Source organism: Streptomyces sp. NPDC050147 (assembly GCF_040660195.1).
In the GTDB taxonomy this organism is placed as follows: domain Bacteria; phylum Actinomycetota; class Actinomycetes; order Streptomycetales; family Streptomycetaceae; genus Streptomyces.
Map to the genome: position 1 here is coordinate 109,882 of NZ_JBFALJ010000022.1, position 23,080 is coordinate 132,961.

20 protein-coding genes are annotated in these 23,080 nt (G+C 71.3%); 16 read left to right on the forward strand and 4 right to left on the reverse strand.

What is annotated here, in order from left to right; all coding sequences use genetic code 11:
• Positions 1 to 6: 6 nt before the first annotated feature.
• Both eat and AB0I94_RS29375 read right to left on the reverse strand, forming a co-directional pair.
• Positions 7 to 1,452, reverse strand: coding sequence for an ethanolamine permease (gene eat / locus AB0I94_RS29370; RefSeq protein WP_363312708.1), 1,446 nt, complete (start codon positions 1,450 to 1,452; stop codon positions 7 to 9).
• Between the two features lie 124 nt (positions 1,453 to 1,576).
• Complete coding sequence (locus tag AB0I94_RS29375) at positions 1,577 to 2,323, reverse strand: FCD domain-containing protein (protein ID WP_363312709.1); 747 nt, start codon at positions 2,321 to 2,323, stop codon at positions 1,577 to 1,579.
• 77 nt (positions 2,324 to 2,400) lie between these two features.
• Here AB0I94_RS29375 and AB0I94_RS29380 point away from each other — a divergent pair, with 77 nt between their 5' ends.
• The 6 genes from AB0I94_RS29380 (at position 2,401) to AB0I94_RS29405 (ending at position 9,627) form a co-directional block, all read left to right on the forward strand.
• A complete protein-coding gene (locus AB0I94_RS29380; protein WP_363312710.1) occupies positions 2,401 to 3,765 on the forward strand; it encodes a glutamine synthetase family protein in 1,365 nt (454 codons plus the stop codon).
• A 7-nt stretch (positions 3,766 to 3,772) separates the two neighbouring features.
• Entirely contained in the window at positions 3,773 to 5,140 is a 1,368-nt protein-coding gene (locus AB0I94_RS29385; protein ID WP_363312711.1) for an aldehyde dehydrogenase family protein, read from the forward strand.
• 6 nt (positions 5,141 to 5,146) lie between these two features.
• Positions 5,147 to 5,929, forward strand: a complete 783-nt coding sequence (locus AB0I94_RS29390) for a 3-oxoacyl-ACP reductase (RefSeq protein WP_363312712.1) — start codon at positions 5,147 to 5,149, stop codon at positions 5,927 to 5,929.
• Between the two features lie 78 nt (positions 5,930 to 6,007).
• Positions 6,008 to 7,300 (forward strand): haloacid dehalogenase-like hydrolase, encoded by a 1,293-nt coding sequence (locus AB0I94_RS29395; RefSeq protein WP_363312713.1) that lies wholly within the window; start codon positions 6,008 to 6,010, stop codon positions 7,298 to 7,300.
• 34 nt (positions 7,301 to 7,334) lie between these two features.
• Positions 7,335 to 8,630, forward strand: coding sequence for a haloacid dehalogenase-like hydrolase (locus tag AB0I94_RS29400; RefSeq protein WP_363312714.1), 1,296 nt, complete (start codon positions 7,335 to 7,337; stop codon positions 8,628 to 8,630).
• A gap of 28 nt (positions 8,631 to 8,658) precedes the next feature.
• Positions 8,659 to 9,627, forward strand: a complete 969-nt coding sequence (locus AB0I94_RS29405) for a DUF2510 domain-containing protein (RefSeq protein ID WP_363312715.1) — start codon at positions 8,659 to 8,661, stop codon at positions 9,625 to 9,627.
• Between the two features lie 33 nt (positions 9,628 to 9,660).
• Here AB0I94_RS29405 and AB0I94_RS29410 read toward each other — a convergent pair whose 3' ends face one another.
• Entirely contained in the window at positions 9,661 to 10,863 is a 1,203-nt protein-coding gene (locus tag AB0I94_RS29410) for an amino acid deaminase/aldolase (protein WP_363312716.1), read from the reverse strand.
• A gap of 252 nt (positions 10,864 to 11,115) precedes the next feature.
• Between AB0I94_RS29410 and AB0I94_RS29415 the strand changes: the two genes are divergently transcribed.
• Genes AB0I94_RS29415 through AB0I94_RS29425 form a run of 3 tightly spaced genes read left to right on the forward strand, consistent with a single transcriptional unit; the run spans position 11,116 to position 14,676 of the window.
• The gene (locus AB0I94_RS29415) at positions 11,116 to 12,747 is read left to right on the forward strand and encodes a hypothetical protein (RefSeq protein ID WP_363312717.1); all 1,632 of its coding nucleotides are present in this window, start codon (positions 11,116 to 11,118) and stop codon (positions 12,745 to 12,747) included.
• Positions 12,744 to 13,934, forward strand: a complete 1,191-nt coding sequence (gene mycP / locus AB0I94_RS29420; RefSeq protein ID WP_363312718.1) for a type VII secretion-associated serine protease mycosin — start codon at positions 12,744 to 12,746, stop codon at positions 13,932 to 13,934. Before AB0I94_RS29415 ends, mycP begins: the two co-directional genes overlap by 4 nt.
• A 10-nt stretch (positions 13,935 to 13,944) precedes the next feature.
• Positions 13,945 to 14,676 carry an SseB family protein gene (locus tag AB0I94_RS29425; protein ID WP_363312719.1) on the forward strand — a complete coding sequence of 244 codons (732 nt, stop codon included), beginning with the start codon at positions 13,945 to 13,947 and terminating at the stop codon, positions 14,674 to 14,676.
• Between the two features lie 22 nt (positions 14,677 to 14,698).
• Here AB0I94_RS29425 and AB0I94_RS29430 read toward each other — a convergent pair whose 3' ends face one another.
• Positions 14,699 to 15,085, reverse strand: a complete 387-nt coding sequence (locus tag AB0I94_RS29430; protein ID WP_363312720.1) for a DUF1844 domain-containing protein — start codon at positions 15,083 to 15,085, stop codon at positions 14,699 to 14,701.
• Positions 15,086 to 15,485: 400 nt separating this feature from the next.
• Here AB0I94_RS29430 and infC point away from each other — a divergent pair, with 400 nt between their 5' ends.
• The 7 genes from infC (at position 15,486) to pheT (ending at position 23,019) form a co-directional block, all read left to right on the forward strand.
• The gene (gene infC, locus AB0I94_RS29435; RefSeq protein WP_363312762.1) at positions 15,486 to 16,166 is read left to right on the forward strand and encodes a translation initiation factor IF-3; all 681 of its coding nucleotides are present in this window, start codon (positions 15,486 to 15,488) and stop codon (positions 16,164 to 16,166) included.
• Positions 16,167 to 16,285: 119 nt separating this feature from the next.
• Entirely contained in the window at positions 16,286 to 16,480 is a 195-nt protein-coding gene (gene rpmI, locus AB0I94_RS29440; RefSeq protein WP_135330421.1) for a 50S ribosomal protein L35, read from the forward strand.
• 94 nt (positions 16,481 to 16,574) lie between these two features.
• A complete protein-coding gene (gene rplT / locus AB0I94_RS29445) occupies positions 16,575 to 16,958 on the forward strand; it encodes a 50S ribosomal protein L20 (RefSeq protein ID WP_173311610.1) in 384 nt (127 codons plus the stop codon).
• 190 nt (positions 16,959 to 17,148) lie between these two features.
• A complete protein-coding gene (locus tag AB0I94_RS29450; protein ID WP_363312721.1) occupies positions 17,149 to 17,994 on the forward strand; it encodes an RNA methyltransferase in 846 nt (281 codons plus the stop codon).
• 55 nt (positions 17,995 to 18,049) lie between these two features.
• Positions 18,050 to 19,192 carry an ATP-binding protein gene (locus AB0I94_RS29455; protein WP_363312722.1) on the forward strand — a complete coding sequence of 381 codons (1,143 nt, stop codon included), beginning with the start codon at positions 18,050 to 18,052 and terminating at the stop codon, positions 19,190 to 19,192.
• 177 nt (positions 19,193 to 19,369) lie between these two features.
• Positions 19,370 to 20,509, forward strand: coding sequence for a phenylalanine--tRNA ligase subunit alpha (gene pheS, locus AB0I94_RS29460; RefSeq protein ID WP_363312723.1), 1,140 nt, complete (start codon positions 19,370 to 19,372; stop codon positions 20,507 to 20,509).
• Entirely contained in the window at positions 20,509 to 23,019 is a 2,511-nt protein-coding gene (gene pheT / locus AB0I94_RS29465; RefSeq protein ID WP_363312724.1) for a phenylalanine--tRNA ligase subunit beta, read from the forward strand. Before pheS ends, pheT begins: the two co-directional genes overlap by 1 nt.
• The last annotated feature ends 61 nt before the right edge of the window (positions 23,020 to 23,080 follow it).

Genomic DNA, 23,080 nt, shown 5'->3' on the forward strand with positions numbered 1-23,080 from the left:
GCACGCTCAGTCGCGTTCCAGTTCCGCCTCCGCGGCCGCCAGCGCCGCGAACTCCTCCTCCGGCGCCCGCGCCACAAGCCGCTTGCGGCTGTAGAAGCCGAAGTACGCGATCGCCACCACGTATACCGCGAGCGCGATCAGCGCCGCCGTCACGTCCACCAGGAATGTCGCCACCAGCGCCGCGCAGGCGAGCACCAGCGCCACCGAGGACGTCAGTACGCCGCCCGGTGTGCGGTACGGCCGCTCCAGGCCCGGCTCCCTGCGCCGCAGCACGATGTGCGAGAGCGACATCAGGGCGTACGAGATGGTCGCGCCGAACACCGCCACGTTCAGCATCCGCGCGCCGTCCCCGGTCGCCGCGGCCAGGCCGAAGCCGATCGCCCCGGGGACCAGGAGCCCCAGGTAGGGGGCCTTGCGGCTGCTCGTGAGCGACAGGAACCTCGGCAGGTAGCCCGCCCTCGACAGGGCGAAGAGCTGGCGCGAGCCCGCGTAGATCAGGGAGAAGAACGAGGCCACCAGACCGGCCAGGCCCGCGTAGTTGACGATGCGGCTCAGCGCCGTCGCCTCACCGCCCGGCTGCAACGCCTCCACCAGCGGATTGCCCGCGTCCTGGATGGCGTTCGCGCCGCGCGCCCCCGCGGAGGCGAAGAACGTGAGGAGCGCGAGGACGATCAGGATCGCCATCGACCAGCGGATCGCGCGCGGAAGAGTACGGGCGGGGTCCTTCGTCTCCTCGGCCGCCAGCGGAACGCCTTCCACCCCCAGGAAGAACCACATGCCGAACGGGAACGCCGCCCAGATGCCCAACAGCCCCATCGGCAGCCAGGAGTTGGAGCCGAACGCGTCCGCCTCCACGGGGATGTCGTTCAGCTTCGACGCGTCGAAGTCCATGAACGCGCCGACCGCGAAGACGAGCAGCGCCGCCACCGCGATGCCCGTGACGACGAAGCTGAACCGCAGCGCCTCGCCGACACCCCAGAGGTGGATGCCGATGAAGATGACGAAGCAGGCCAGATACACCGGCCAGCCGGAGGTCAGGCCGAAGAGACCGAGGGACTCGACGTAGTCGCCGATGAAGATGGAGATCGCCGCCGGCGCCAGGATGTACTCGATGAGGATCGCCGTGCCGGTGAGGAAGCCGCCCCACGGCCCGAGCGCCCGGCGCGCGAAGCCGTAGCCGCCGCCCGCCGTCGGCAGGACCGACGACAGTTCCGCCAGCGAGAAGACCATGCACGCGTACATCACGCCCATCAGCGCCATGGCGATCCCGAGGCCGCCGAACCCGCCCTCCGCCAGACCGAAGTTCCACCCCGAGAAGTCGCCGGAGACCACGTACGCGACGCCGAGGCCGGTGAGCAGCAGCCAGCCCGCGCTGCCCCGGCGCAGCGTTCTGCGCTCCAGATAGTCGTCCGCCGGCTCGGCGGTGCTCGTCTTGGAGGACTCCACGGTCATGGCACGGCTCCTGGGGACGGGTGAACGGGCGGCTCAATGGAACGGATCCATACCTTTGCCGTGCCGGGTGCGAGAAAGCAAGACCCGTGCGTTACGCCGCCGTAAATCCCGCTCGCCCCGCCCCTTATGTCAGAAAGCCCCGCAGCAGGGCGGCCGTACCGGCGCAGTGCTCGCGCATCATCTCCCGCGCCCCGTCCGCGTCCCCGTCGAGCACCGCCTCGACCAGAGCGGTGTGCTGGCGCTGTGAATGCTCCAGGTTCCGCACCAAGAGGGGGATGCAGTCCAGGAGGTCGTTGACGGTCGCGCGGACCGCCGCGTACTGCGCGGTGAGCGAGGGGGAGCCGCACAGCTCGGCGAGGGTCAGGTGCAGCAGGGTGTCCAGACGGCGGTACTCGGAGAGCGGCGCCTCGTGCGTCTGTGCGAGCGCCGTGCGCAGCCGCTCGCGCTGCTCTTCGCTCAGGCCGTGCGCCGCGCAGAGCCCGGCCGCGCCGACCTCGAGGACCTCGCGGAACCGCAGCGCGTCCTCGACGTCGACGTCCGCCACGCGCCGCCGCAGCTCGTCCTCGCCACCCGCCTCGGGGCGCGGACGCACGAACGTGCCGCCGTACCTGCCCCGCCGTGACTCGACCAGGCCCTGGTCCTGGAGCACCTTGAGGACCTCGCGCAGGGTGACCCGGCTGATGCCGAGCCGGTCGGCCAACTCCCTCTCCGACGGCAGGCGTTCGCCGCCGGGCACCAGGCCGAGGCGTACGACCTGGAGGATCTGTTCCAGGGCCTCCTCGAAACCGTTGCCCGCCCGTACGGGACGCAGGACCGGTGTGAGCCGGTCGTCGGCCCCAGCGCCAAAGGCGTCGGTACCCGTGTGCGACATCTGGCCGTACCCCCTTCCCAATCAATGGTTCTCGGCAATACCTTATGGCTCTCGGCTGACCCAAGGAGGCTTTTCCCGTGGCAGACCGCACACCCCCGCTCGGGATCGAGGAGCTGCGTGCTCTCGTCACGAGCGGCGAGATCGACACTGTCGTCCTGGCCTTCCCCGATATGCAAGGGCGGCTCCAGGGCAAGCGGTTCGCCGCCCGCTTCTTCCTCGACGACGTCCTGGAGCACGGCACGGAGGGCTGCAACTACCTCCTGGCCGTCGACACGGAGATGAACACCGTCGACGGATACGCGATGTCCTCCTGGGACCGCGGCTACGGCGACTTCGCCATGCACCCCGACCTGAGCACCCTGCGCCGCGTCCCCTGGAACGAGGGGACCGCGATGCTCATCGCGGACCTCGCCTGGAACGATTCCTCGCCGGTCGTGGCCGCGCCCCGCCAGATCCTGCGCCGCCAGCTCGACCGGCTCGCCGAACTCGGCTACACCGCCAACGTCGGCACCGAGCTGGAGTTCATCGTCTTCAAGGACACCTACGAGCAGGCCTGGGACGCGGGCTACAAGGCCCTGACCCCGGCCAACCAGTACAACATCGACTACTCGGTGCTCGGCACCGGACGCATCGAGCCGCTCCTGCGCCGCATCCGCAACGACATGGCGGCCGCCGGACTCGTCGTCGAGTCGGCCAAGGGCGAGTGCAACCCGGGCCAGCACGAGATCGTGTTCCGCTACGACGACGCCCTCGTCACCTGCGACCAGCACGCCATCTACAAGACCGGCGCCAAGGAGATCGCCTCCCAGGAGGGTGTCTCGCTCACCTTCATGGCCAAGTACAACGAGCGCGAAGGCAACTCCTGCCACATCCACCTCTCGCTCGCCGACGCGGACGGCACCAACGCCATGGCCGGTGACGGGCCCGGCGGGATGTCGCCCGTCATGCGGCACTTTTTGGCCGGGCAGCTCGCGGCGCTCAGGGAGTTCTCCCTGCTCTACGCGCCCAACATCAACTCGTACAAGCGGTTCCGGCCGGGGTCCTTCGCGCCCACCGCCGCCGCCTGGGGCCACGACAACCGGACCTGCGCGCTGCGTGTCGTCGGCCACGGCCGCTCGATGCGCTTCGAGAACCGGCTGCCGGGCGGAGACGTCAACCCGCACCTCGCGGTCGCCGGACTCGTCGCCGCTGGTCTGCACGGCATAGAGCAGAAGCTCGAACTGCCCGAGGAGTGCACGGGCAACGCCTACACCGGTGACTACGCGCACGTTCCCACCACCCTGCGCGAGGCCGCCGAGCTCTGGGAGAACAGTCCCATCGCCAAGGCCGCCTTCGGTGACGAGGTGGTCGCGCACTACAGCAACATGGCCCGGGTCGAGCTGGACGCCTTCGACTCCGCGGTGACCGACTGGGAGCTGCGCCGCTCCTTCGAACGCTTGTGAGGCACCCTTGCTGGACGTACTGAACCTCGAAGTACTGAACCCGGCGACGGAAGAGGTCGTCGCGACCGTCCCCGCCGCCACCCCGCAGGACGTCGACGCGGCCGTCGCGCGTGCGACATCGGCGCAGGCGAAGTGGGCCGCCACCGCCCCCGCCGACCGCGCCCGCCTGCTCCGCCGCTTCGCGGTCGCCGTCGACGAACACCTGGAAGAACTCGCCCGGTTGGAGGTGCGCGAAGCCGGTCACGTCATCGGCAACGCCCGCTGGGAAGCAGGCAACGTACGCGACCTCCTGGACTTCGCGGCTGGGGGAGTGGAGCGGCTGAGCGGCCGTCAGATCCCCGTACCCGGCGGCCTGAACGTCACGATCCTCGAACCCCTCGGCGTCGTCGGCGTCATCGCCCCCTGGAACTTCCCCATGCCGATCGCCGCCTGGGGCACCGCCCCGGCGCTCGCGGCCGGCAACGCGGTCATCCTGAAGCCCGCCGAGACGACGCCGCTCACCGCGCTCCGCCTCGCCGAACTCGCCCTGGAGGCGGGCCTTCCCGAGGGCCTCTTCCAGGTACTGCCGGGCGCGGGGGCCGTCGCGGGCAACGCCCTCGTCGAGCACCCGGGCGTCGCCAAGATCGTGTTCACCGGTTCTACGGGCGTCGGCAAGCAGATCATGGCCAAGTGCGCCGACCGCGTGAAGCGTCTGACGCTCGAACTCGGCGGCAAGAGCCCGAACATCGTCTTCGCCGACGCGGACGTGGAGGCCGCCGCCCTCGCCACCCCCATGTCGTATCTCGACAATTCCGGACAGGACTGCTGCGCCCGCACCCGCATCCTCGTCCAGCGCTCGGTCTACGACCGCTTCCTGGAGATCGTGCGGCCCGCGGTCGAGTCGATCGTCGTCGGCGACCCGTCCGACGAGAAGACCCAGATGGGGCCGCTGATCTCCAGGACGCAGCTGGAGCGCGTGCGTGCGTACGTCCCCTCCGGCACCGGAATCCACGGCACGGTCCCCGAAGGTCCCGGCTTCTGGTTCCCGCCGACGCTCCTCATTGACGTCGACGCCGCGTCGCCGGTGGCGACGGAGGAAGTCTTCGGGCCGGTCGCCGTCGTCCTGCCCTTCGACGACGAGGCCGACGCGATCCGCCTCGCCAACGCGACCGCGTACGGCCTTTCCGGGTCCATCTGGACGCGGGACGTGGGCCGCGCGCTGCGGGTCTCCGGAGCCGTCCAGGCGGGCAACCTGTCCGTCAACTCGCATTCCAGCGTGCGCTATTGGACCCCGTTCGGGGGTTACAAACAGTCCGGACTCGGCCGTGAGCTCGGTCCGGACGCGCTCGCCGCCTTCACGGAAACCAAGAACGTCTTCATCAGCACGGAGGCCTGAACCCCTATGTCGGACCAGAACATCTGCCGCCGCCTCGTCGGCCGCACCGCCGTCATCACCGGCGCCGGCAGCGGCATCGGCCTCGCCACCGCCCGCCGCCTCGCCTCCGAGGGCGCGCACGTCGTCTGCGGCGACATCGACGAGAGCGCGGGCAAGAAGGCCGCCGAGGAGGTCGGCGGGACCTTCGTCAAGGTCGACGTCACCGACGCCGAGCAGGTCGAGGCGCTCTTCAAGACCGCGTACGACACCTATGGCTCGGTCGACATCGCCTTCAACAACGCGGGCATCTCACCGCCCGACGACGACTCCATCCTGGACACCGGCCTCGAAGCCTGGAAGCGCGTCCAGGAGGTCAACCTCACCTCCGTGTACCTCTGCTGCAAGGCCGCCATCCCCTACATGCGGCGCCAGGGCAAGGGCTCGATCATCAACACCGCCTCGTTCGTCGCGAGGATGGGCGCGGCGACGTCGCAGATCTCGTACACGGCGTCCAAGGGCGGTGTCCTCGCGATGTCACGCGAGCTGGGCGTGCAGTTCGCCCGCGAAGGCATCCGCGTGAACGCGCTCTGCCCGGGCCCGGTCAACACCCCGCTCCTCCAGGAGCTCTTCGCCAAGGACCCCGAGCGGGCCGCGCGCCGCCTCGTCCACATCCCCGTGGGGCGTTTCGCCGAGGCCGACGAGCTCGCCGCGGCCGTGGCATTCCTCGCCAGCGACGACTCCTCGTTCGTGAACGCCACGGACTTCCTCGTGGACGGCGGCATCGCCGGGGCGTACGTCACGCCCGTGTAGTTCATCCTCCATCAACCACCCCGTCAGCCGGGCGTCGCACGACGCCCGGCTGACCTGCGTAAACACGGGAGTGTGTTTGTGAACTTCAAGCGCCGCGCCGCCGCGGCAGCAGCAGTGATCGCCGTCGCCGGAGCCGGTCTCGTCACCGTCCAGGCCACCGCGGAAGCCACCCAGCCGGCGCGGTCCCAGCCGAAGGACTGCCCCTCGCTCACCGTCTCCCACGGCTGGTACGGCGAGAACAAGGCGCGCCTGCAGCGGTTGATCGACGCGTACGGCCACTGCGGCCCCCGGCGCCACCAGGGCGCCGCCAAGCCCGTCGCCGTCTTCGACTGGGACAACACGGTCATCAAGAACGACGTCGGCGACGCCACCATGTACTGGCTCCTGCGCAACAGCAAGATACGTACGCCGCAGAACGCCGACTGGCACACCACGAGCCGCTATCTCACCGACCCGGCCGCCAAGGCCCTCGCCAAGGCCTGCCCCGCCGACGGCGCCACCCTGCCCACGCGCCGCGACACGGACTGCGCCGACGAGATCGTCTCGGTCTACGGCGAGGGCACCACCAACGGCGGTGACGCGGCCTTCGCCGGCTTCGACCACCGGCGCATGGAACCCCAGTACGCCTGGCTCGCCCAGCTCACCCGTGGCTGGTCCAGCCAGCAGGTCAAGAAATTCGCCGCCGCGGCCCGCAGCGAGAACCTCGCCGCGCCCGTCGGCACCGAACAGCGCGTCGGCAGCGGCAAGGTCACCGGCTGGGTCCGCTACTACGACCAGCAGCGCGATCTGATCCGTACGCTCAAGAAGGCCGGATTCGACGTCTACGTGGTCTCCGCGTCGCCCGAGCCGGTCGCCGAGGTGTGGGCGAAGAGCGCGGGCGTCGACGCCCGGCACACCATCGGCATCCGCAACGTCACCGCGCGAGGGAAACTGACGGCCCATGTGAAGGGATGCGGTGCCGTCAAGGACGGCGACGACTCGATGATCACGTACATCGACGGCAAACGCTGCTGGATCAATCAGGAGATCTACGGGGTCCGGGGAGCCGCCGCCGAGAAGGTCCGACCGGCGGCCGGGCGCCAGGTGTTCGCGGCCGGGGACTCCGACACCGACATCTCCTTCCTGCGCGACGCCACGGCCCTGCGCCTCGTCCTGAACCGCAACAAGAACGAGCTGATGTGCCGTGCGTACGACAACGGCGACGGCCGCTGGCTGGTGAACCCCATGTTCATCGAGCCCAAGGGCAAGCTCGCCGAGCCGTACCCGTGCGCGAGCACCGGCTACACCGAACGGAACGGCGACGAGGGCCCCGTGCGCCGCGCGGACGGGTCCGTCATCCCCGACCAGAAGGACCGGGTGCATGGCTCCTGACCTGGCCCGGGAGATTGATGTACGGTCCATGCGCATGCGCAACAGACATGCCTTGGCTCTGACGCTGGCCACGGCCGCCACCCTGGCGGCCGTGCCGGCGACGCTCCCCGCGGCCGCCGCCACGCCCGCGAACCACTCCGCTGCGAAGGCCCGTTGCCCGCAGCTGTCCAAGAAGCTGACCTGGTTCGGCGACAACCGCGACCGGCTCCAGCAGGTGATCGACGAGCGCGGACGATGCGGCTCACACCGTGGCCACGACGACAAGCGCCCCGTCGCCGCCTTCGACTGGGACAACACGGTCGTCAAGAACGACATCACCGACGCGACGATCGCCTGGTCCCTCCGCCACGACAAGATCCTGCGCCCCGCCACCTGGAAATCCACCAGCAAGTGGATGACGGACGAGGCCGACAAGGCCCTCACCAAGGCGTGCGGCACGAAGGTGGCGGTCGGCAAGCCGTTGCCCACCTCCACCGACACCGACTGCGCCGACGAGATCTTCGAGGTCCGCGAGGACGGGAAGACGATGAGCGGCGCCGCCGCCTTCGCGGGGAAGTGGGACCACCGGCACACCGTCCCGCAGTACGCCTGGGTGCCCCAGCTCTTCGCCGGGCACACCGTCCCCGAACTGGAGTCCTACGCGGCGAAGGCCCGCAAGGAGGCCCTGGCCGCCCCCGTCGGCGCCACCCGGACCGTCGGCACGCACACCATCCCCGGCTACGCGCGCTACTACGACCAGCAGCGTGACCTCATCCGCACCCTCAAGAAGGCCGGGTTCGACGTCTACATCGTCTCGGCGGGCTCGGAGCCGGTGACGGAGGTCTGGTCGAAGAGCGTCGGTGTCGACCGCGAGCACACCATCGCCATCCGCTCCGTCCTCGACCGCGAGGGGCGGATCACCACCTGGAACCAGGGCTGTGGCGGCGTACCCGTGAACAAGGGCGAGGCCATCCCCTACATCGACGGCAAGCGCTGCTGGATCAACCAGGAGATCTACGGCGTCAAGGGCAAGTCGGCCTGGGACAAGCAGGACCCGTCGCGCCGCATCGCGCTCGGCGGCGGTGACGCCGACACGGACGTGACGTTCGTCGGCGACGCCACGGACGCCCACCTCGTCCTGAACCGCAACAAGAACGAGTTCATGTGCCGCGCGTACGACAACGCCGACGGCCGTTGGGTCGTGAACCCCATGTTCATCGAGCCCATGAAGCAGAAGCCCGACCTCTACCCGTGCTCGACAGCCGCGTACAACGCACCTGACGGGAGCAAGAGCCCGCTCCTGCGGGAGGACGGCTCGGCGGTGCCCGATGAGGCGGACTCGGTGTTCTGATCCTCACGGCACGTCTTAGAGTGCCGGGATGAGCATGTCGCCCCCTCCCGGCTGGTACACCGACCCGTCGGCGCCGCCGGCACAGCACGTCGAGCGCTGGTGGGACGGGTCGGCGTGGACCGAGCACCGGCGTGCCCCCGAGGCGCCCCCCATGGGCCAGGCGCAACCAGGGTTCGGCCCGCCGCAGGCACCGACCCAGGCCCAGCCGCTTGCGGGGACCTCCACAGGCGGCCGGGCCAAGGTGGTGGCGCTGACCACCGCCGGGGTCGTCCTGGTCGCGTCGATCGTCACCGGCGTGGTGCTCCTGGGCAAGGACGACGGCGGTGACCCGCGGGTCGAGGGCCCTGTGCCGGGCACGTCGGAGCCGGTGGACCCGCCCTCGCCGACCTCGCCGACGCCGACCACCTCGGCGCCGGACCCCGACCCCTCCACCCTGGTCGACCAGCTCAACGGCATCACGATCCCCGTCCCCGACGGCTGGGAGAAGGCCGACAGCACGGTCGGCGGCGACCCGACCGTCCGCACCCCGGACGTCTACGACTGCCCGGGCGAGGGCAGCCTCTGCCGCCACGGCACGGTCTACTCGCGCACGTCGACCGCGACCGACGAACGCTCGCCCAAGGCGCTCGCCCTGGGGGACATCAAGGACGCGGCGGACCGGGCGTACGACGAGGACAAGGTCGGAATGCGGCCCTTCGGCGGCATCGCGAGCCACGAGAAGGTGAAGGAGGGGACCGTGGCGGTCGCGGGCCGCTCCGGTTACCTCGTGCGCTGGCGCGTCCGCACGGAGAAGGGCCCCGGCGGGTACGTCCAGTCACTCGCCTTCCCCTCCAGCGTCGGGTCCGAGGCGATGGTGATCATCCGCTTCGCGATCGACGCGCGAACCGACGAAGGCGCGCCGCCGCTCTCCGACATGGACGAGATCACCAAGGGGATCCGCCCGGTCGGCGGCGGGACGAGCGGCGGCGTGGGCAACAGCGTGGGCGCGACACCCTGACGCTCCCGGTTCTCACCTGACGCTCCCGGGACCTCAGAGGAAGGTGTGGCCTTCTCCCCGGTACGTCGGGACGGTGGCCGTCACCCGGTCGCCCTCGACGAGGTGCAGCGCGTCGAACCGCTCGCACATCTCACCGGCCTTGGCGTGCCGGAACCACACCTTGTCGCCGAGTCGCAGGTCGTCCGCGGGTGCGCCGAGCAGCGGGGTCTGCACCTCGCCCGCGCCTTCCTGCGGGTCGTAGCGCAGCCCCTCCGGGAGGTACGGCACCGGGGAACGGTCGGCGCCCGCGGCGCCCGACGCGGGGTAGCCGCCGCCGAGCACGGTCACGGTGCCCGCGCCGGGGCGGCGCACCACGGGCTGGGCGAAGAGCGCGGCCGGACGCCCGCTGAACGACGTGTAGTTGTCGAAGAGGCGCGGTACGTACAGGCCCGACCCCGCGGCGATCTCGGTCACCGCCCGCTCGGCCGCCGTGTGCTGCACACTGCCGGTGCCGCCGCCGTTGACGAACTCCAGGTCCGGCGCGACCGCCCGCACCGCGCGGATGGTCTCCGCCCTGCGCGCCACGAGCTCCTTGCGGGCGGCGGCCTGCATCAGCCGGATCGCCCGGGAGCGCGCGGGATGACCGGCGACCGCGTCACCGACCCCCGCCACATGCCCCTCGTACGCCATCACCCCCACGAGACTGAAGCCGGGCCGCCGGGCCACGGCGCGGGCCAGCGCGGCGACCTGGACGGGGGAGTGCAGCGGCGAGCGCAGCGCACCGATCCGCACCCGCCCGCCGAGGATCTTGTAGGCGGTGTCCAACTCCAGGCAGACCCGCACCTCTTCGCGCCCGCCGTCCCTGGCCTCGTCGATGAGCCGCAGCTGCGCGGGGTCGTCGATCATCACGGTCACGGAGGACGCGAGCTTCGGATCGGCCGCCAACTCGGCGAAGGCCGCGCGGTCGGCCGAGGGGTAGGCGAGCAGGATGTCCTGGAACCCGGACCGCGCGAGCCACAGGGACTCGGCGAGCGTGTAGGACATGATCCCGGCGAAGCCGTCGCGGGCCAGAACGCGTTCGAGCAGGGCCCGGCAGCGCACGGACTTGCTCGCGACCCGGATCGGCTTACCGCCGGCCCGGCGCACGAGGTCGTCGGCATTGGCGTCGAACGCCTCCAGATCGACGATCGCGACAGGGGCGTCGAGGTGTGCGGTGGCCCGGTCGTAGCGGGCCCGGTCTGCTGCACGGGAGGTCATGGCCGAAGCCTGCCAGACGGGATTACCCGAGGGTAGGGGGATGATCCGGGCAGATCGCCCGGGGCCGCGGACTGGTTCCCGCGCGCCCGGAACCTGCCCTTAGAGTTACGCGCACAAGAGCGAGGAAACGGGGGGTGCATGAGCACGGAAGCGCGACGGGCCCCAGTCCCGCCACGTCCCACGACTCCGCCCCCACCGCCGGGCCCTCCCTCGTCGATGCCACCGCCCGCCCCCTCGGCCCGCTTCCCCGACGTGAGCCCGCCGTCCGCGGACCCGGAGCCGGCCGACGACGACCAGGACTCACTTCTGGAGGACCTGCTCGCGCCCTTCGACCGGGTGCGGATGCCGCGGCCCTCGGTACCACTGGACGACACGGACGGCATGGGGGACGCGGGGGAGCCGGACACCCCGGACGCCCTGGACGCCCCGGCCACCGGCACCCCGGGCAACCTGGACGACGCGGACGGTGCTGCCGACGAGGCGCAGCGGGTCGCCGATGAGGCGCAGGACTCTCCGCCCCCGCCGCCCGCCTCGGCGCGTTTTCCCGACGTGCCGCCGCCGTCGGCGACGACACGGACATCCGCGCGCCCCGCCGACCCGGCCCCGGACCCCGTCCCGTCCCCGCCGCTCCCTTCCGCCCCGCCGCACGTCGAGGCCCCGGACGTGGCAGAGCGGCGCACCGCGGAGTACCGGCTCCGTCCACCGATGCCTCCGGTGCCACCGCCGGATCCGACGGCGGCGGGCATACCCGGGCAACCGCCACGGCCGACGTCCGAGCCCGTGGCGGATCCCGCCGGTCGCGCCGCCGCCGGGCCGGCGGAGAAGGCCGAACCCTGGAGCGCGCCTGACGCGGGGCTCAGCCCCCCACCGCCCGCTTCGGAGCCCCGGCCCGTGCGCGAGGCAAGGACCCCCGCGGCCCCGCCCGCCCACGCGCACCGCCTCACGCCGAAGCCCGTATCCACAGCCACACCCCCACACACCACCGCCGCCTCCCCCCGAACGGCCGCCGCCCGTCGCGCCGTCGGTGCCGTCGACCTGACGCCCGGCCCCGGAGCCGGAGGTCCCTTCGTCTCGTTCGCCCGGCCCGCGCTGTACGACGACAGCACCACGCGGCTGCGGCCCGTCCGCACCTGGGCACAGCCTCGCGTGAGCGCCGCCGCTGCCTGTGTCGTGCTCGGTCTCGGACTCATCGGGGGCGCGGCGACGGGGAGCTGGCTGACTGGGGGCTCCGAGGGGACGGCTCCCACGCGCACCGCGTACGCCGTGGCGGGCGAGCTCTGGCACAGCGTGCCCGTCGACCAGCTCTTCCCGGCCACCATCAAGGGAGAGGGCGCGGGCCCCGGCGGGGCCGACCGGACCTGGACCCGCGTCGCCGTGGCCCCCGACACCCACTGCAGAAGCGCCTTCGACCCGCTCCTGCGCAAGGCGCTCGCCCCTGCGGGCTGCCTCCGGCTGCTGCGCGCCACGTACACGGACGCGACCCGCAGCCATGTCACCACCGTCGGCCTGCTGTTCACCAAGGCCGACGCCGAAGCGATGAGCTCCCTGCGCACGCGCTTCACGGAGGAGGGCCTCGACCGGCGCCCCGACCTGATGCCACGGCCGTACGCAGCCAAGGGCACCCCGGCCGGGGACTTCGGCGACGCCCAGCGCGCCTCCTGGACCGTCTCCGTGCTCCCGGATGCCCCCGTCGTCGCCTTCGCCGTCTCCGGCTTCGCCGACGGCCGTACGGTCACCGAGCCCGAGCCCGCCGATGAGGCCATGAAGACGTCCGCCACCTCCGCTCCCGCCCAGGCGGGCCTCGGCCACGAGGCGAAGGGCATCGCCGACCGCGTCGAGCGACGCCTGCGCAAGGCCATCGCGGCCACGGAGAAGCCCTCATGAGATTCCGTCAGGCGGTCGCCGCCGCCCTCGCCCTCCCGCTCGCCCTGCTGCCCGCCACCGCCCACGCCGACGACGGCATACGCGCCCAGCAGTGGGCCCTCGACGCCATGCACACCAGCCAGGCCTGGCAGACCACCAAGGGCAAGGGCATCACCGTCGCCGTCCTGGACACCGGCATAGACGGCGACCACCCCGACCTGGCAGGCAGCGTCCTCGAAGGCAAGGACATGGTCGGCTTCGGGGCGAAGAAGGGCGACCGCCCCTGGGCCAGGCACGGCACCGCCATGGCCGGCATCATCGCGGGCCACGGACACGGCGCGGGCCGCGGTGACGGCGTACTCGGCATCGCGCCCGAGGCGAAGATCCTCCCGATCCGCGTGATCCTGGAGGACGGTGACCCCGACCGCTCGAAGGCCCGCAACACCCGGGGCAACGCCCTTGCCGACGGCATCCGCTGGGCCACCGACCACGGCGCCGACGTCATCAACCTCTCCCTGGGCGACGACTCCAAGTCCGCCCACCCGGAGCCCGCGGAGGACGCCGCCGTCCAGTACGCACTGAAGAAGGGCGCCGTCGTCGTCGCGTCGGCGGGCAACGGCGGCGAGCGCGGCGACCACATCTCGTACCCCGCGGCCTACCCCGGCGTCATTGCCGCCACCGCCGTCGACGAGAGCGGCGACCGCGCCTCCTTCTCCACCCGCCGCTGGTACGCGACGGTCAGCGCCCCCGGCAAGGACATCGTCATCGCCGACCCGGACCGGGAGTACTACGAGGGCTGGGGCACCAGCGCCGCTTCGGCGTTCGTCTCGGGTGCCGTCGCCCTGATCCGCGCCGCCCATCCCGGCCTGACCCCGCCCCAGATCAAGCAGCTCCTGGAGGACACCGCCCGCGACGTGCCGAGCGGCGGCCGCGACGACTCACGCGGCTTCGGCTTCATCGACCCGGCGGCCGCGATCGCCGAGGGCGGCAAGAAGAAGCCGGACGGGCTGAGATCGGCGACGTACGGAAAGAAGTACTTCGGGCCTGGCCCGGACGCGGACGAGGGCGACGACGGTCCTGCCGGCTGGGTGGGGCCGGTCGCGGGCGGCTTCGGCTTCGCCCTCCTGGCAGCGGCGGTCTACCTCTGGCGCGGTCGCGGGGCAACCCGCCCCGGCACCGCCCGACAGGACCGGGACCTCGGTCGATAGGGTCGTGACCGTGGCGAACAAGAACATCCCGGACCCCGGCTTCTCCGACGACGACGGCTCCGCCGACCCCCGCCTCCACGCGGCCCTGACCGCGTGGGCCGAGGACCCCACGGCCCACGGCCCCGTCCTTGAGGCGCTCACCGGCGCCCGGCTGCTGGTCCCCGTGGTCGCCGTACTGGGAGAGGTCGAGGAGGACGAGAACGGGCTGCGCCGCGAGAAGACCAGCGACATGGCGGTCCCCACCCTCAAGGCGGGCGACCGCAAGGCGCTCCCCGCGTTCACCTCGACCCGGGCGCTCGCCCTGTGGGACCCGGAGGCCCGGCCTGTCGCCGTCCCCCTGCATCAGGCGCTCCAGGCCGCGGCCCACGAGCAGGCCGACACGATCGTGCTGGACCTCGCGGGACCCGTCCCCTACGAGCTCAACCGGCCCGCCCTGATCGCCCTCTCCGAGGGCCGCCACACCCCGGACCCGCTCGCCGACCCCGCCGTCACGGCCGCCGTGCGCGCGTCCGTCGCCGCAGAGCCCGCCGTCGTGCGGGCCTACCTGGGCGCGGGCACCGCGGACGGCACCCTCGCGCTCGTCCTCGACCCCGCGGCGGACCAGGCCGAAGCCGCCCAGCGCGTCGCCCGGCACATCGCGGCCGACGAAACACTGAGGGCCCGCCTGGTGAGCGGCCTCGACCTGGCACTGCTGCCGACCGGGGCGACGCCACCGGGCGAGCCCTTCTACGTACGTCCGTGACGCGCGTGAGGTACCTGACGGCTCAGCCGAAGACCGGGCCCGTGTACTTCTCGCCCGGACCCTGACCCGGCTCGTCCGGAACCTCGGACGCCTCGCGGAAGGCCAGCTGCAGCGACTTCAGGCCGTCGCGCAGCGGCGCCGCGTGGAACGAGGAGATCTCCGTGGCGCTCGCGTCCATCAGGCCGGCGAGCGAGTGGATCAGCTTGCGGGCCTCGTCGAGGTCCTTGTGGCCCTCGCCGCCCTCGGCGAGACCGAGGTTCACGGCCGCGGCGCTCATCAGGTGGACGGCGACCGTGGTGATCACCTCGACCGCGGGGACGTCCGCGATGTCACGGGTCAGGGTGTCGAAGTCGGGGGAGTCGGAGGCCGGGCCGGTGCCGGACTCGGGGGTGGGGGTCGCGTCGCTCATGTCCCACACGATATGCGGAGCCCCGCCTGGAGCGACCCGCGGGAGTCCGTGAACACGTTCGAGCGCGGTGGTTAGCCCCACCTCTGTGGAGGTGCTAACCTTGTGTAACGACCGGCCGGACACTCGCGTGCCACGCAGAGACCCGGCCCACAAGTGGAGGCTCCGCTTCCCACCTAGTCGCTCCTTGAGCGGCGGGTCACCGGTCAGGCAGCCGTAGTCCTTGAGACTTACGGCAGGCCCGAGATGCGCCCCGCGATCATCGCGGAGGTGCTCCGGTAGTAATGGAGCCCCTTCCTGTGATCGGTTGGGGCATTTTTTATGCACTCACTCGGTTGGTCGACACAACAGACGTAACGCGGCTGTCCGCCAGACCGCCGCGTGGTGCTACCGAGGAGGATCCATCAGCGCCGAGCCCCGCATCAACGACCGGATTCGCGTTCCCGAGGTGCGACTTGTCGGCCCCAGCGGCGAGCAGGTCGGGATTGTTCCGCTTGCCAAGGCCCTGGAGCTCGCACAGGAGTACGACCTCGACCTGGTCGAGGTGGCGGCGACCGCCCGTCCGCCCGTGTGCAAGCTCATGGACTACGGGAAGTTCAAGTACGAGTCGGCCATGAAGGCCCGTGAGGCGCGCAAGAACCAGGCGCACACGGTCATCAAGGAGATGAAGCTCCGGCCGAAGATCGACCCGCACGACTATGACACCAAGAAGGGTCACGTCGTCCGGTTCCTCAAGCAGGGCGACAAGGTCAAGATCACGATCATGTTCCGTGGTCGCGAGCAGTCCCGGCCGGAACTCGGCTACCGACTGCTGCAGCGTCTCGCGAACGACGTCGAAGACCTCGGGTTCATCGAGTCGAACCCGAAGCAGGACGGCCGAAACATGATCATGGTCCTCGGTCCGCACAAGAAGAAGACCGAAGCCATGGCCGAAGCTCGCGAGGCCCAGGCGGTCCGCAAGGCGGACGCCAAGGCCAACCCGGGTCGCTCGCAGAACTCGGCCGCGGAGGACGAGTCCGACGAGGCTCCCGCCGAAGCCGCCCCCGAGGCCGAGGCGCCCGCCGAGGAGCCTGCAGAGGCCTGATCCGGGACGCGCCTCCCACGCGCGCCCTGGTGACAACCGATACATCTGACGCTCCCTGCCTCCGGTTCGCAGGAACCGGAAACGGCAGGGAGTGCCACTGACGAGGAGAGAACGGCGCTATGCCGAAGAACAAGACGCACAGCGGTGCCAGCAAGCGCTTCAAGATCACCGGCTCCGGCAAGGTGCTCCGTGAGCGCGCCGGCAAGCGCCACCTGCTCGAGCACAAGTCGTCCCGTCTGACGCGTCGCCTCAGTGGCAACGCCGAGATGGCCCCGGGCGACGCCAAGAAGATCAAGAAGCTTCTCGGCAAGTGAGTACGGGCGCACACCGCGCCTGACCTCTGACCGGGACCTATTCGAAACCGGGTCGTGTGAGTCCAACCACGGCCCCGCTACAAGGAGTTAACAAGTGGCACGCGTCAAGCGGGCAGTCAACGCCCACAAGAAGCGTCGGGCGATCCTCGAGGCGGCCAAGGGTTACCGCGGCCAGAGGTCGCGCCTGTACCGCAAGGCCAAGGAGCAGGTCACCCACTCCCTGGTCTACAACTACAACGACCGCAAGAAGCGCAAGGGCGACTTCCGTCGGCTGTGGATCCAGCGCATCAACGCCGCTGCCCGCCAGAACGGCATGACGTACAACCGCCTCATCCAGGGTCTGAACGCCGCCAACATCGAGGTGGACCGTAAGATCCTGGCCGAGCTTGCCGTCAACGACCCGAACGCGTTCGCCGCGCTCGTCGAGGTCGCGCAGAAGGCTCTGCCGTCGGACGTCAACGCGCCCAAGGCTGCCTGACGCTGCGCTGTACTTGAGCCGTGACTCGCGGACCCGCAGGCCCTCTGGCCTGCGGGTCCACGTGCGTCCGGCCTCACGTCCCCCGTCACTGCCGTCCGCCGGTCGTCGCCGGCTGAGCGCGCCCACGCGGCGGAGCCGCACATAGACACAGCCCCGCGCCCCTGACGGGGCTCTCCCCAAGGTGAGTTTCATGGTTGCCGCCCCCGAGTTGATCTCTCCCAAGTCGCCGCGCGTCAGCGCCGCCCGGCGGCTGGCCAAGCGGAACTTCCGGGGGAAGGAGCAGCTGTTTCTCGCCGAAGGGCCGCAGGCCGTGCGGGAGGGGGCCGCGCACCCGGACACGCTCGTCGAGCTGTTCGCCACCGTCGAGGCCGCCGAGCGTTACGCCGACATCGTCGGCGAGGCGCGCGCCGCCGGTGCCCGGGTGCACCTGGCGGACGAGGACGTCATCGCCGACATCTCGACGACCGTGACGCCCCAGGGGCTCGTCGGCGTCTGCCGGTTCCTGGACACCCCCTTCGACAGCATCCTCGCCGCCAGGCCGAAGCTGGTCGCCGTCCTCGCGCACGTCCGCGACCCCGGAAACGCAGGCACCGTACTGCGGTGTGCCGACGCGGCGGGGGCCGACGCCGTCGTCCTGACGGACGCCTCCGTGGACCTCTACAACCCCAAGTGCGTGCGCGCGTCGGTCGGTTCGCTGTTCCACCTGCCCGTCGCCGTCGGCGTACCCGTCGAGCGGGCCGTCCAAGGGCTGAAGGACGCGGGCGTACGCATTCTCGCCGCCGACGGAGCGGGCGACGACGACCTGGACGACGAGCTCGACAAGGGCACCATGGGCACACCCTCCGCCTGGGTCTTCGGCAACGAGGCATGGGGGCTCCCGGAGGAGACCCGCGCACTCGCCGACGCCGTGGTGCGCGTTCCGATCCACGGCAGAGCCGAAAGCCTCAACCTCGCGACGGCGGCGGCCGTGTGCCTCTATGCGTCCGCCCGTGCACAGCGTGCGGCTGGAGGGTGCCGTTCCGTCACTCCCAGCTAGTAGGGTGACGGGCTCGGAGGCCTCCTGCGCCGGTCCGAGAGGTGGGGTACGGGGAATGAGCATCGGCACGAGCAGATCACCGGGAGTACGGGGCATCCTGTCCACTCGCGCGGACCATGGCGCCCTCGGTGACCTCGGCGGCCTCGGTGTCGACCCGGACGACCTTCCCGACGGCCTCGTCGTCGCGGACGAGACCGGCCACGTCATCTGCTTCAACGCCGCTGCCGTGCGCATCACCGCGGTGCACGCCGACGACGCCCTGGGCGCGCCGCTGGAGCGCGCCCTTCCTTTAGAGGACCTCGAAGGCCGCCGCTGGTGGCAGCTGACCGATCCGTACGGCGGCCTGGCCACCCGCTTCGCCCAGCCCGAGCGCAATCTGCTGCTCCCCGGCGGACGTGAGGTCCTCGTCTCCGCGCGCTATGTGCGCACCGCGCCCACCGGCCCCGTCCGCCGCGTCGTCGTCTCCCTCCGCGACACCGAGGCCCGCCGCCGCACCGAGCGCAGCCACGCGGAACTGATCGCCACCGTCGCCCACGAGCTCCGCTCGCCGCTGACCTCCGTGAAGGGCTTCACCGCGACGCTGCTCGCCAAGTGGGAGCGGTTCACCGACGACCAGAAGAAACTGATGCTGGAGACGGTGGACGCCGACGCCAACCGCGTCACGCGGCTCATCGCCGAGCTCCTCGACATCTCCCGCATCGACTCCGGGCGGCTCGAACTGCGCCGTCAGCCCGTCGACATCGGCGCCGCCGTCGGCCGCCACGTCCAGGCCCACGTCGCCTCCGGCCAGGACGCCGACCGCTTCCTCGTGCGGATACAGCAGCCCCTGCCCGATCTCTGGGCCGACCCCGACAAGATCGACCAGGTGCTCAGCAATCTGCTCGAAAATGCCGTGCGGCACGGCGAAGGAACCGTCACCATCGACGTGGCACCCTCATCGTCCCCGCGCGAGCGGGGCGGGGCCGAGACGGCCGTGACCGTGAGCGACGAGGGGACCGGCATTCCGGAAGAATCGATGGGCCGCGTCTTCACCCGCTTCTGGCGGGGCAGCAAGCGCGGCGGGACGGGACTCGGCTTGTACATCGTGAAGGGCATCGTGGAAGCGCACGGCGGGACCATCACCGTCGGCCGCGCGCCCGGCGGCGGCGCCCAGTTCCGATTTACGTTGCCCGTGGGCACTCCGGCGTATCTCCTGTGACCTTCTCCGGTCACCACTGATCACTTCTGATCCGCCTGAGCACGGCCCGCGGGCTCATTCACCTGCGCCACCCCCGTTAGACTCGATCCTTGGCACGTTTGCGTCCCCCTATGTGGACGATTCGTCTCCGAGTCGTAGACGGGGACCATCACCAGCCAACCGGAAGCACGGGAAGAGATGTCGGCACCGAACAAGTCGTACGACCCTGTTGAGGTCGAGGCACTGAAACCTGAAGAGATCGAGCGCATGCGGGACGAGGCGCTCGCCGCCTTCGCCGCCGCCGGCGACCTCGAACAGCTCCAGGAGGCCAAGGTCGCGCACACCGGCGGCACCTCGCCGCTGGCCCTCGCCAACCGCGAGATCGGCGCACTGCCCCCGCAGGCCAAGGCCGAGGCCGGCAAGCGCGTCGGCATGGCGCGCGGCGCGGTCAGCAAGGCGCTCGCCGCCCGCCAGAGCGAGCTCGAGGCCGAGCGCGACGCCCGGGTGCTTGTCGAGGAGGCGGTGGACGTCACGCTGCCGTACGACCGCGTACCGGCCGGTGCCCGGCACCCGCTGACCACGTTCATGGAGCGTGTCGCGGACGTCTTCGTCGCCATGGGCTACGAGATCGCGGAGGGCCCCGAGGTCGAGGCGGAGTGGTTCAACTTCGACGCCCTGAACTTCACCCCGGACCACCCGGCCCGGCAGATGCAGGACACCTTCTTCGTCCAGGGCCCCGACGGCGCCAAGGACGCGGCAGGCGACGAGTCCGGTGTCGTGCTGCGTACGCACACCTCGCCCGTGCAGGCCCGCGCGCTCCTCGAACGCCGTGAGCCGCCCGTCTACATCGTCTGCCCCGGCCGTGTGTACCGCACGGACGAGCTCGACGCCACGCACACCCCGGTCTTCCACCAGATCGAGCTGCTCGCCGTGGACGAGGGCCTGACCATGGCCGACCTCAAGGGCACCCTGGACCACATGGTCCAGTCGCTCTTCGGCGCCGACATGAAGACGCGCCTGCGGCCGAACTACTTCCCGTTCACCGAGCCGTCCGCCGAGATGGACATGGTCTGCTACGTCTGCCGTGGCGAGTCCGTGGGCAACCCCGGCCGCCCCTGCCGCACCTGCGGCAGCGAGGGCTGGATCGAGCTGGGCGGCTGCGGCATGGTCAACCCGAAGGTGCTCACCGCCTGCGGCGTCGACCCCCAGAAGTACAGCGGATTCGCCTTCGGGTTCGGCATCGAACGGATGCTGATGTTCCGCCACAACGTCGAAGACATGCGAGACATGGTCGAGGGTGACGTCCGGTTCACCCGGCCCTTCGGGATGGAGATCTGATGCGGGTCCCGCTTTCCTGGCTGCGGGAGTACGTCGATCTCCCCGCCACCGAGACCGGCCGTGACGTACAGGCCAAGCTGATCGAGGTCGGCCTCGAGGTCGAGACCGTCGAGCAGACCGGTACCGGCCTCACCGGCCCGCTGGTCGTCGGCAAGGTCCTCACCATCGAGGAGCTGGAGGGCTTCAAGAAGCCCATCCGCTTCTGCACCGTCGACGTCGGCCAGGCCAACGGCACCGGCGAGCCGCAGGAGATCGTCTGCGGCGCCCGTAACTTCGCCGTCGGCGACAAGGTCGTCGTGGTGCTGCCCGGCGCCGTCCTGCCCGGCGACTTCAAGATCGCCGCGCGCAAGACGTACGGCAAGACGTCGCACGGCATGATCTGCTCCGGCGACGAGCTGGGCATGGGCGACGACGGAAGCGGCGGCATCATCGTCCTTCCGCCCGAGCACGAGGCCGGCACCGACGCCATCAAGCTGCTCGAACTGGTCGACGAGGTCCTGGACATCGCCGTCACGCCCGACCGCGGGTACGCCCTGTCGATGCGCGGCGTCGCCCGCGAGACCGCCATCGCGTACGGCCTTCCGCTGCGCGACCCGGCGCTCCTCGACGTGCCCGCGCCGAACGCCCTCGGCTACCCGGTCAAGATCTCCGACCCGATGGGCTGCGACCGCTTCACCGCGCGCACGGTCACGGGTCTGCGGCCCGAGTCCCGGTCGCCGATCTGGCTGCAGCGCCGCCTCCAGAAGGCGGGCATGCGCCCGATCTCGCTCGCCGTCGACATCGCGAACTACGTGATGCTGGAGCTCGGCCAGCCGCTGCACGCCTACGACCGCTCGCGCATCGAGGGCGCGATCGGCGTACGCCGTGCCGAGCAGGGCGAGAAGTTCACGACGCTCGACGGGATCAAGCGCGTCCTCGACGCCGAGGACCTGGTCATCACCGACGACCGCGGCCCGATCGGCCTCGCGGGCGTCATGGGCGGCGCCAACACCGAGATCGCCGACCACGAAGAAACGGCCGGGACCACCGACGTCGTCATCGAGGCCGCGCACTTCGACGCGATCTCCATCGCCCGCACGGCCCGGCGCCACAAGCTGCCCTCCGAGGCGGCCAAGCGCTTCGAGCGCGGCGTCGACCCGCAGGCCGCCTCCGCCGCCGCGCAGCGCACGGTGGATCTCCTCGTCCTGCTCGCGGGCGGCACCGCCGAGCCCGGGGTCACCGAGGTCATCGCGCCCTCCGCGCCGCACACGATCGCCATGCCCGCCGACCACCCGGACAAGGTCGCCGGCGTGAAGTACGGCCGCGAGACCGTCGTACGCCGCCTCCAGGAGGTCGGGTGTGACGTCTACGGCCAGGATGCCCTGACGGTCACCGTGCCGTCCTGGCGTCCCGACCTCGCCGAGCCGAACGACCTCGCCGAAGAGGTCATCCGCCTCGAGGGGTACGAGAACCTCCCCTCGACGCTGCCCAAGCCCCCCGCGGGCCGCGGCCTCACCGCCCGGCAGCGGCTGCACCGCCGCGTCGGCCGCGCGCTGGCCGGAAGCGGATTCGTCGAGGCGCCGAACTACCCGTTCATCGGCGAGCAGGTCTTCGACCAGCTGGGCCTCGAGCCCGGCGACCCCAAGCGCCGCGTCGTGAAGCTGGTCAACCCGCTCTCCGACGAGGAGCCCGCTCTCCGTACGACGCTGCTCCCGGGGCTGCTCGGCGCGCTGCGCCGCAACGAAGGCCGCGGCAGCCACGACCTGGCGCTCTTCGAGACGGGTCTGGTCTTCCAGCCGCGTGAGGAGTCCCGTGTCGCGGTGCGGCTGCCCGTCGACCGGCGTCCCACGGACGAGGAGATCGCCTCCCTGACCGAGGCGCTCCCCGTGCAGCCGAGGCACGCAGCCGTCGTCCTCGCGGGCGCCCGGGAGCAGGCCGGCTGGTGGGGCAAGGGCCGTCCGTCCGAGTGGGCCGACGCGGTCGAGGCCGCGCGCGTCCTGGCCGCCGAGTCGGGCACCGAACTGCTCGTGCGCCAGGGCCAGTACGGTCCGTGGCACCCGGGCCGGTGCGCCGAGCTCGCCGTCGTGATCGACGGTGCCGAGCAGGTCATCGGGCACGCGGGCGAGTTGCACCCGCGCGTCGTCAAGGCGCTCGGTCTGCCCGCGCGCACCTGCGCGATGGAGCTCGACCTGGACCGTCTGGAGGACGCGAGCTCCGGTGTCCCGCAGGGGCCGAAGATCTCCACCTTCCCGGTCGCCACGCAGGACGTCGCGCTCGTCGTCGACGGGGGCGTGCCCGCCGCCGACGTGGAGAAGGTGCTGCGCGAGGGCGCGGGTGAACTCCTGGAGTCCATCCGGCTGTTCGACGTCTTCGAGGGCGAGCAGATCGGCGCGGGCAAGAAGTCCCTGGCGTACGCGCTGCGCTTCCGCTCGGACGACCGCACGCTGACCGTCGACGAGGCCTCCGCGGCCCGGGACGCGGCCGTCGCCCTGGCGGCCGAGCGGACCGGCGCGGTGCTGCGCGGAGCGTAGTCACCGCCAGTAGTCGCCGCCAGGCGCACAAGAGGCGCAAAGAAGGGCGTATCCGGGTCTC

What these genes read in the sequence shown, in the direction of transcription:
- mycP (WP_363312718.1), top strand. Translation starts at nt 12,744, where the DNA reads ATGAGATTCCGTCAGGCGGTCGCCGCCGCCCTCGCCCTCCCGCTCGCC.
- eat (WP_363312708.1), bottom strand. Translation starts at nt 1,452, where the DNA reads ATGACCGTGGAGTCCTCCAAGACGAGCACCGCCGAGCCGGCGGACGAC.
- AB0I94_RS29450 (WP_363312721.1), top strand. Translation starts at nt 17,149, where the DNA reads ATGGTTGCCGCCCCCGAGTTGATCTCTCCCAAGTCGCCGCGCGTCAGC.
- AB0I94_RS29390 (WP_363312712.1), top strand. Translation starts at nt 5,147, where the DNA reads ATGTCGGACCAGAACATCTGCCGCCGCCTCGTCGGCCGCACCGCCGTC.
- AB0I94_RS29405 (WP_363312715.1), top strand. Translation starts at nt 8,659, where the DNA reads ATGAGCATGTCGCCCCCTCCCGGCTGGTACACCGACCCGTCGGCGCCG.
- AB0I94_RS29375 (WP_363312709.1), bottom strand. Translation starts at nt 2,323, where the DNA reads ATGTCGCACACGGGTACCGACGCCTTTGGCGCTGGGGCCGACGACCGG.
- AB0I94_RS29430 (WP_363312720.1), bottom strand. Translation starts at nt 15,085, where the DNA reads ATGAGCGACGCGACCCCCACCCCCGAGTCCGGCACCGGCCCGGCCTCC.
- AB0I94_RS29410 (WP_363312716.1), bottom strand. Translation starts at nt 10,863, where the DNA reads ATGACCTCCCGTGCAGCAGACCGGGCCCGCTACGACCGGGCCACCGCA.
- pheT (WP_363312724.1), top strand. Translation starts at nt 20,509, where the DNA reads ATGCGGGTCCCGCTTTCCTGGCTGCGGGAGTACGTCGATCTCCCCGCC.
- pheS (WP_363312723.1), top strand. Translation starts at nt 19,370, where the DNA reads ATGTCGGCACCGAACAAGTCGTACGACCCTGTTGAGGTCGAGGCACTG.
- AB0I94_RS29400 (WP_363312714.1), top strand. Translation starts at nt 7,335, where the DNA reads ATGCGCAACAGACATGCCTTGGCTCTGACGCTGGCCACGGCCGCCACC.
- AB0I94_RS29455 (WP_363312722.1), top strand. Translation starts at nt 18,050, where the DNA reads ATGAGCATCGGCACGAGCAGATCACCGGGAGTACGGGGCATCCTGTCC.
- rpmI (WP_135330421.1), top strand. Translation starts at nt 16,286, where the DNA reads ATGCCGAAGAACAAGACGCACAGCGGTGCCAGCAAGCGCTTCAAGATC.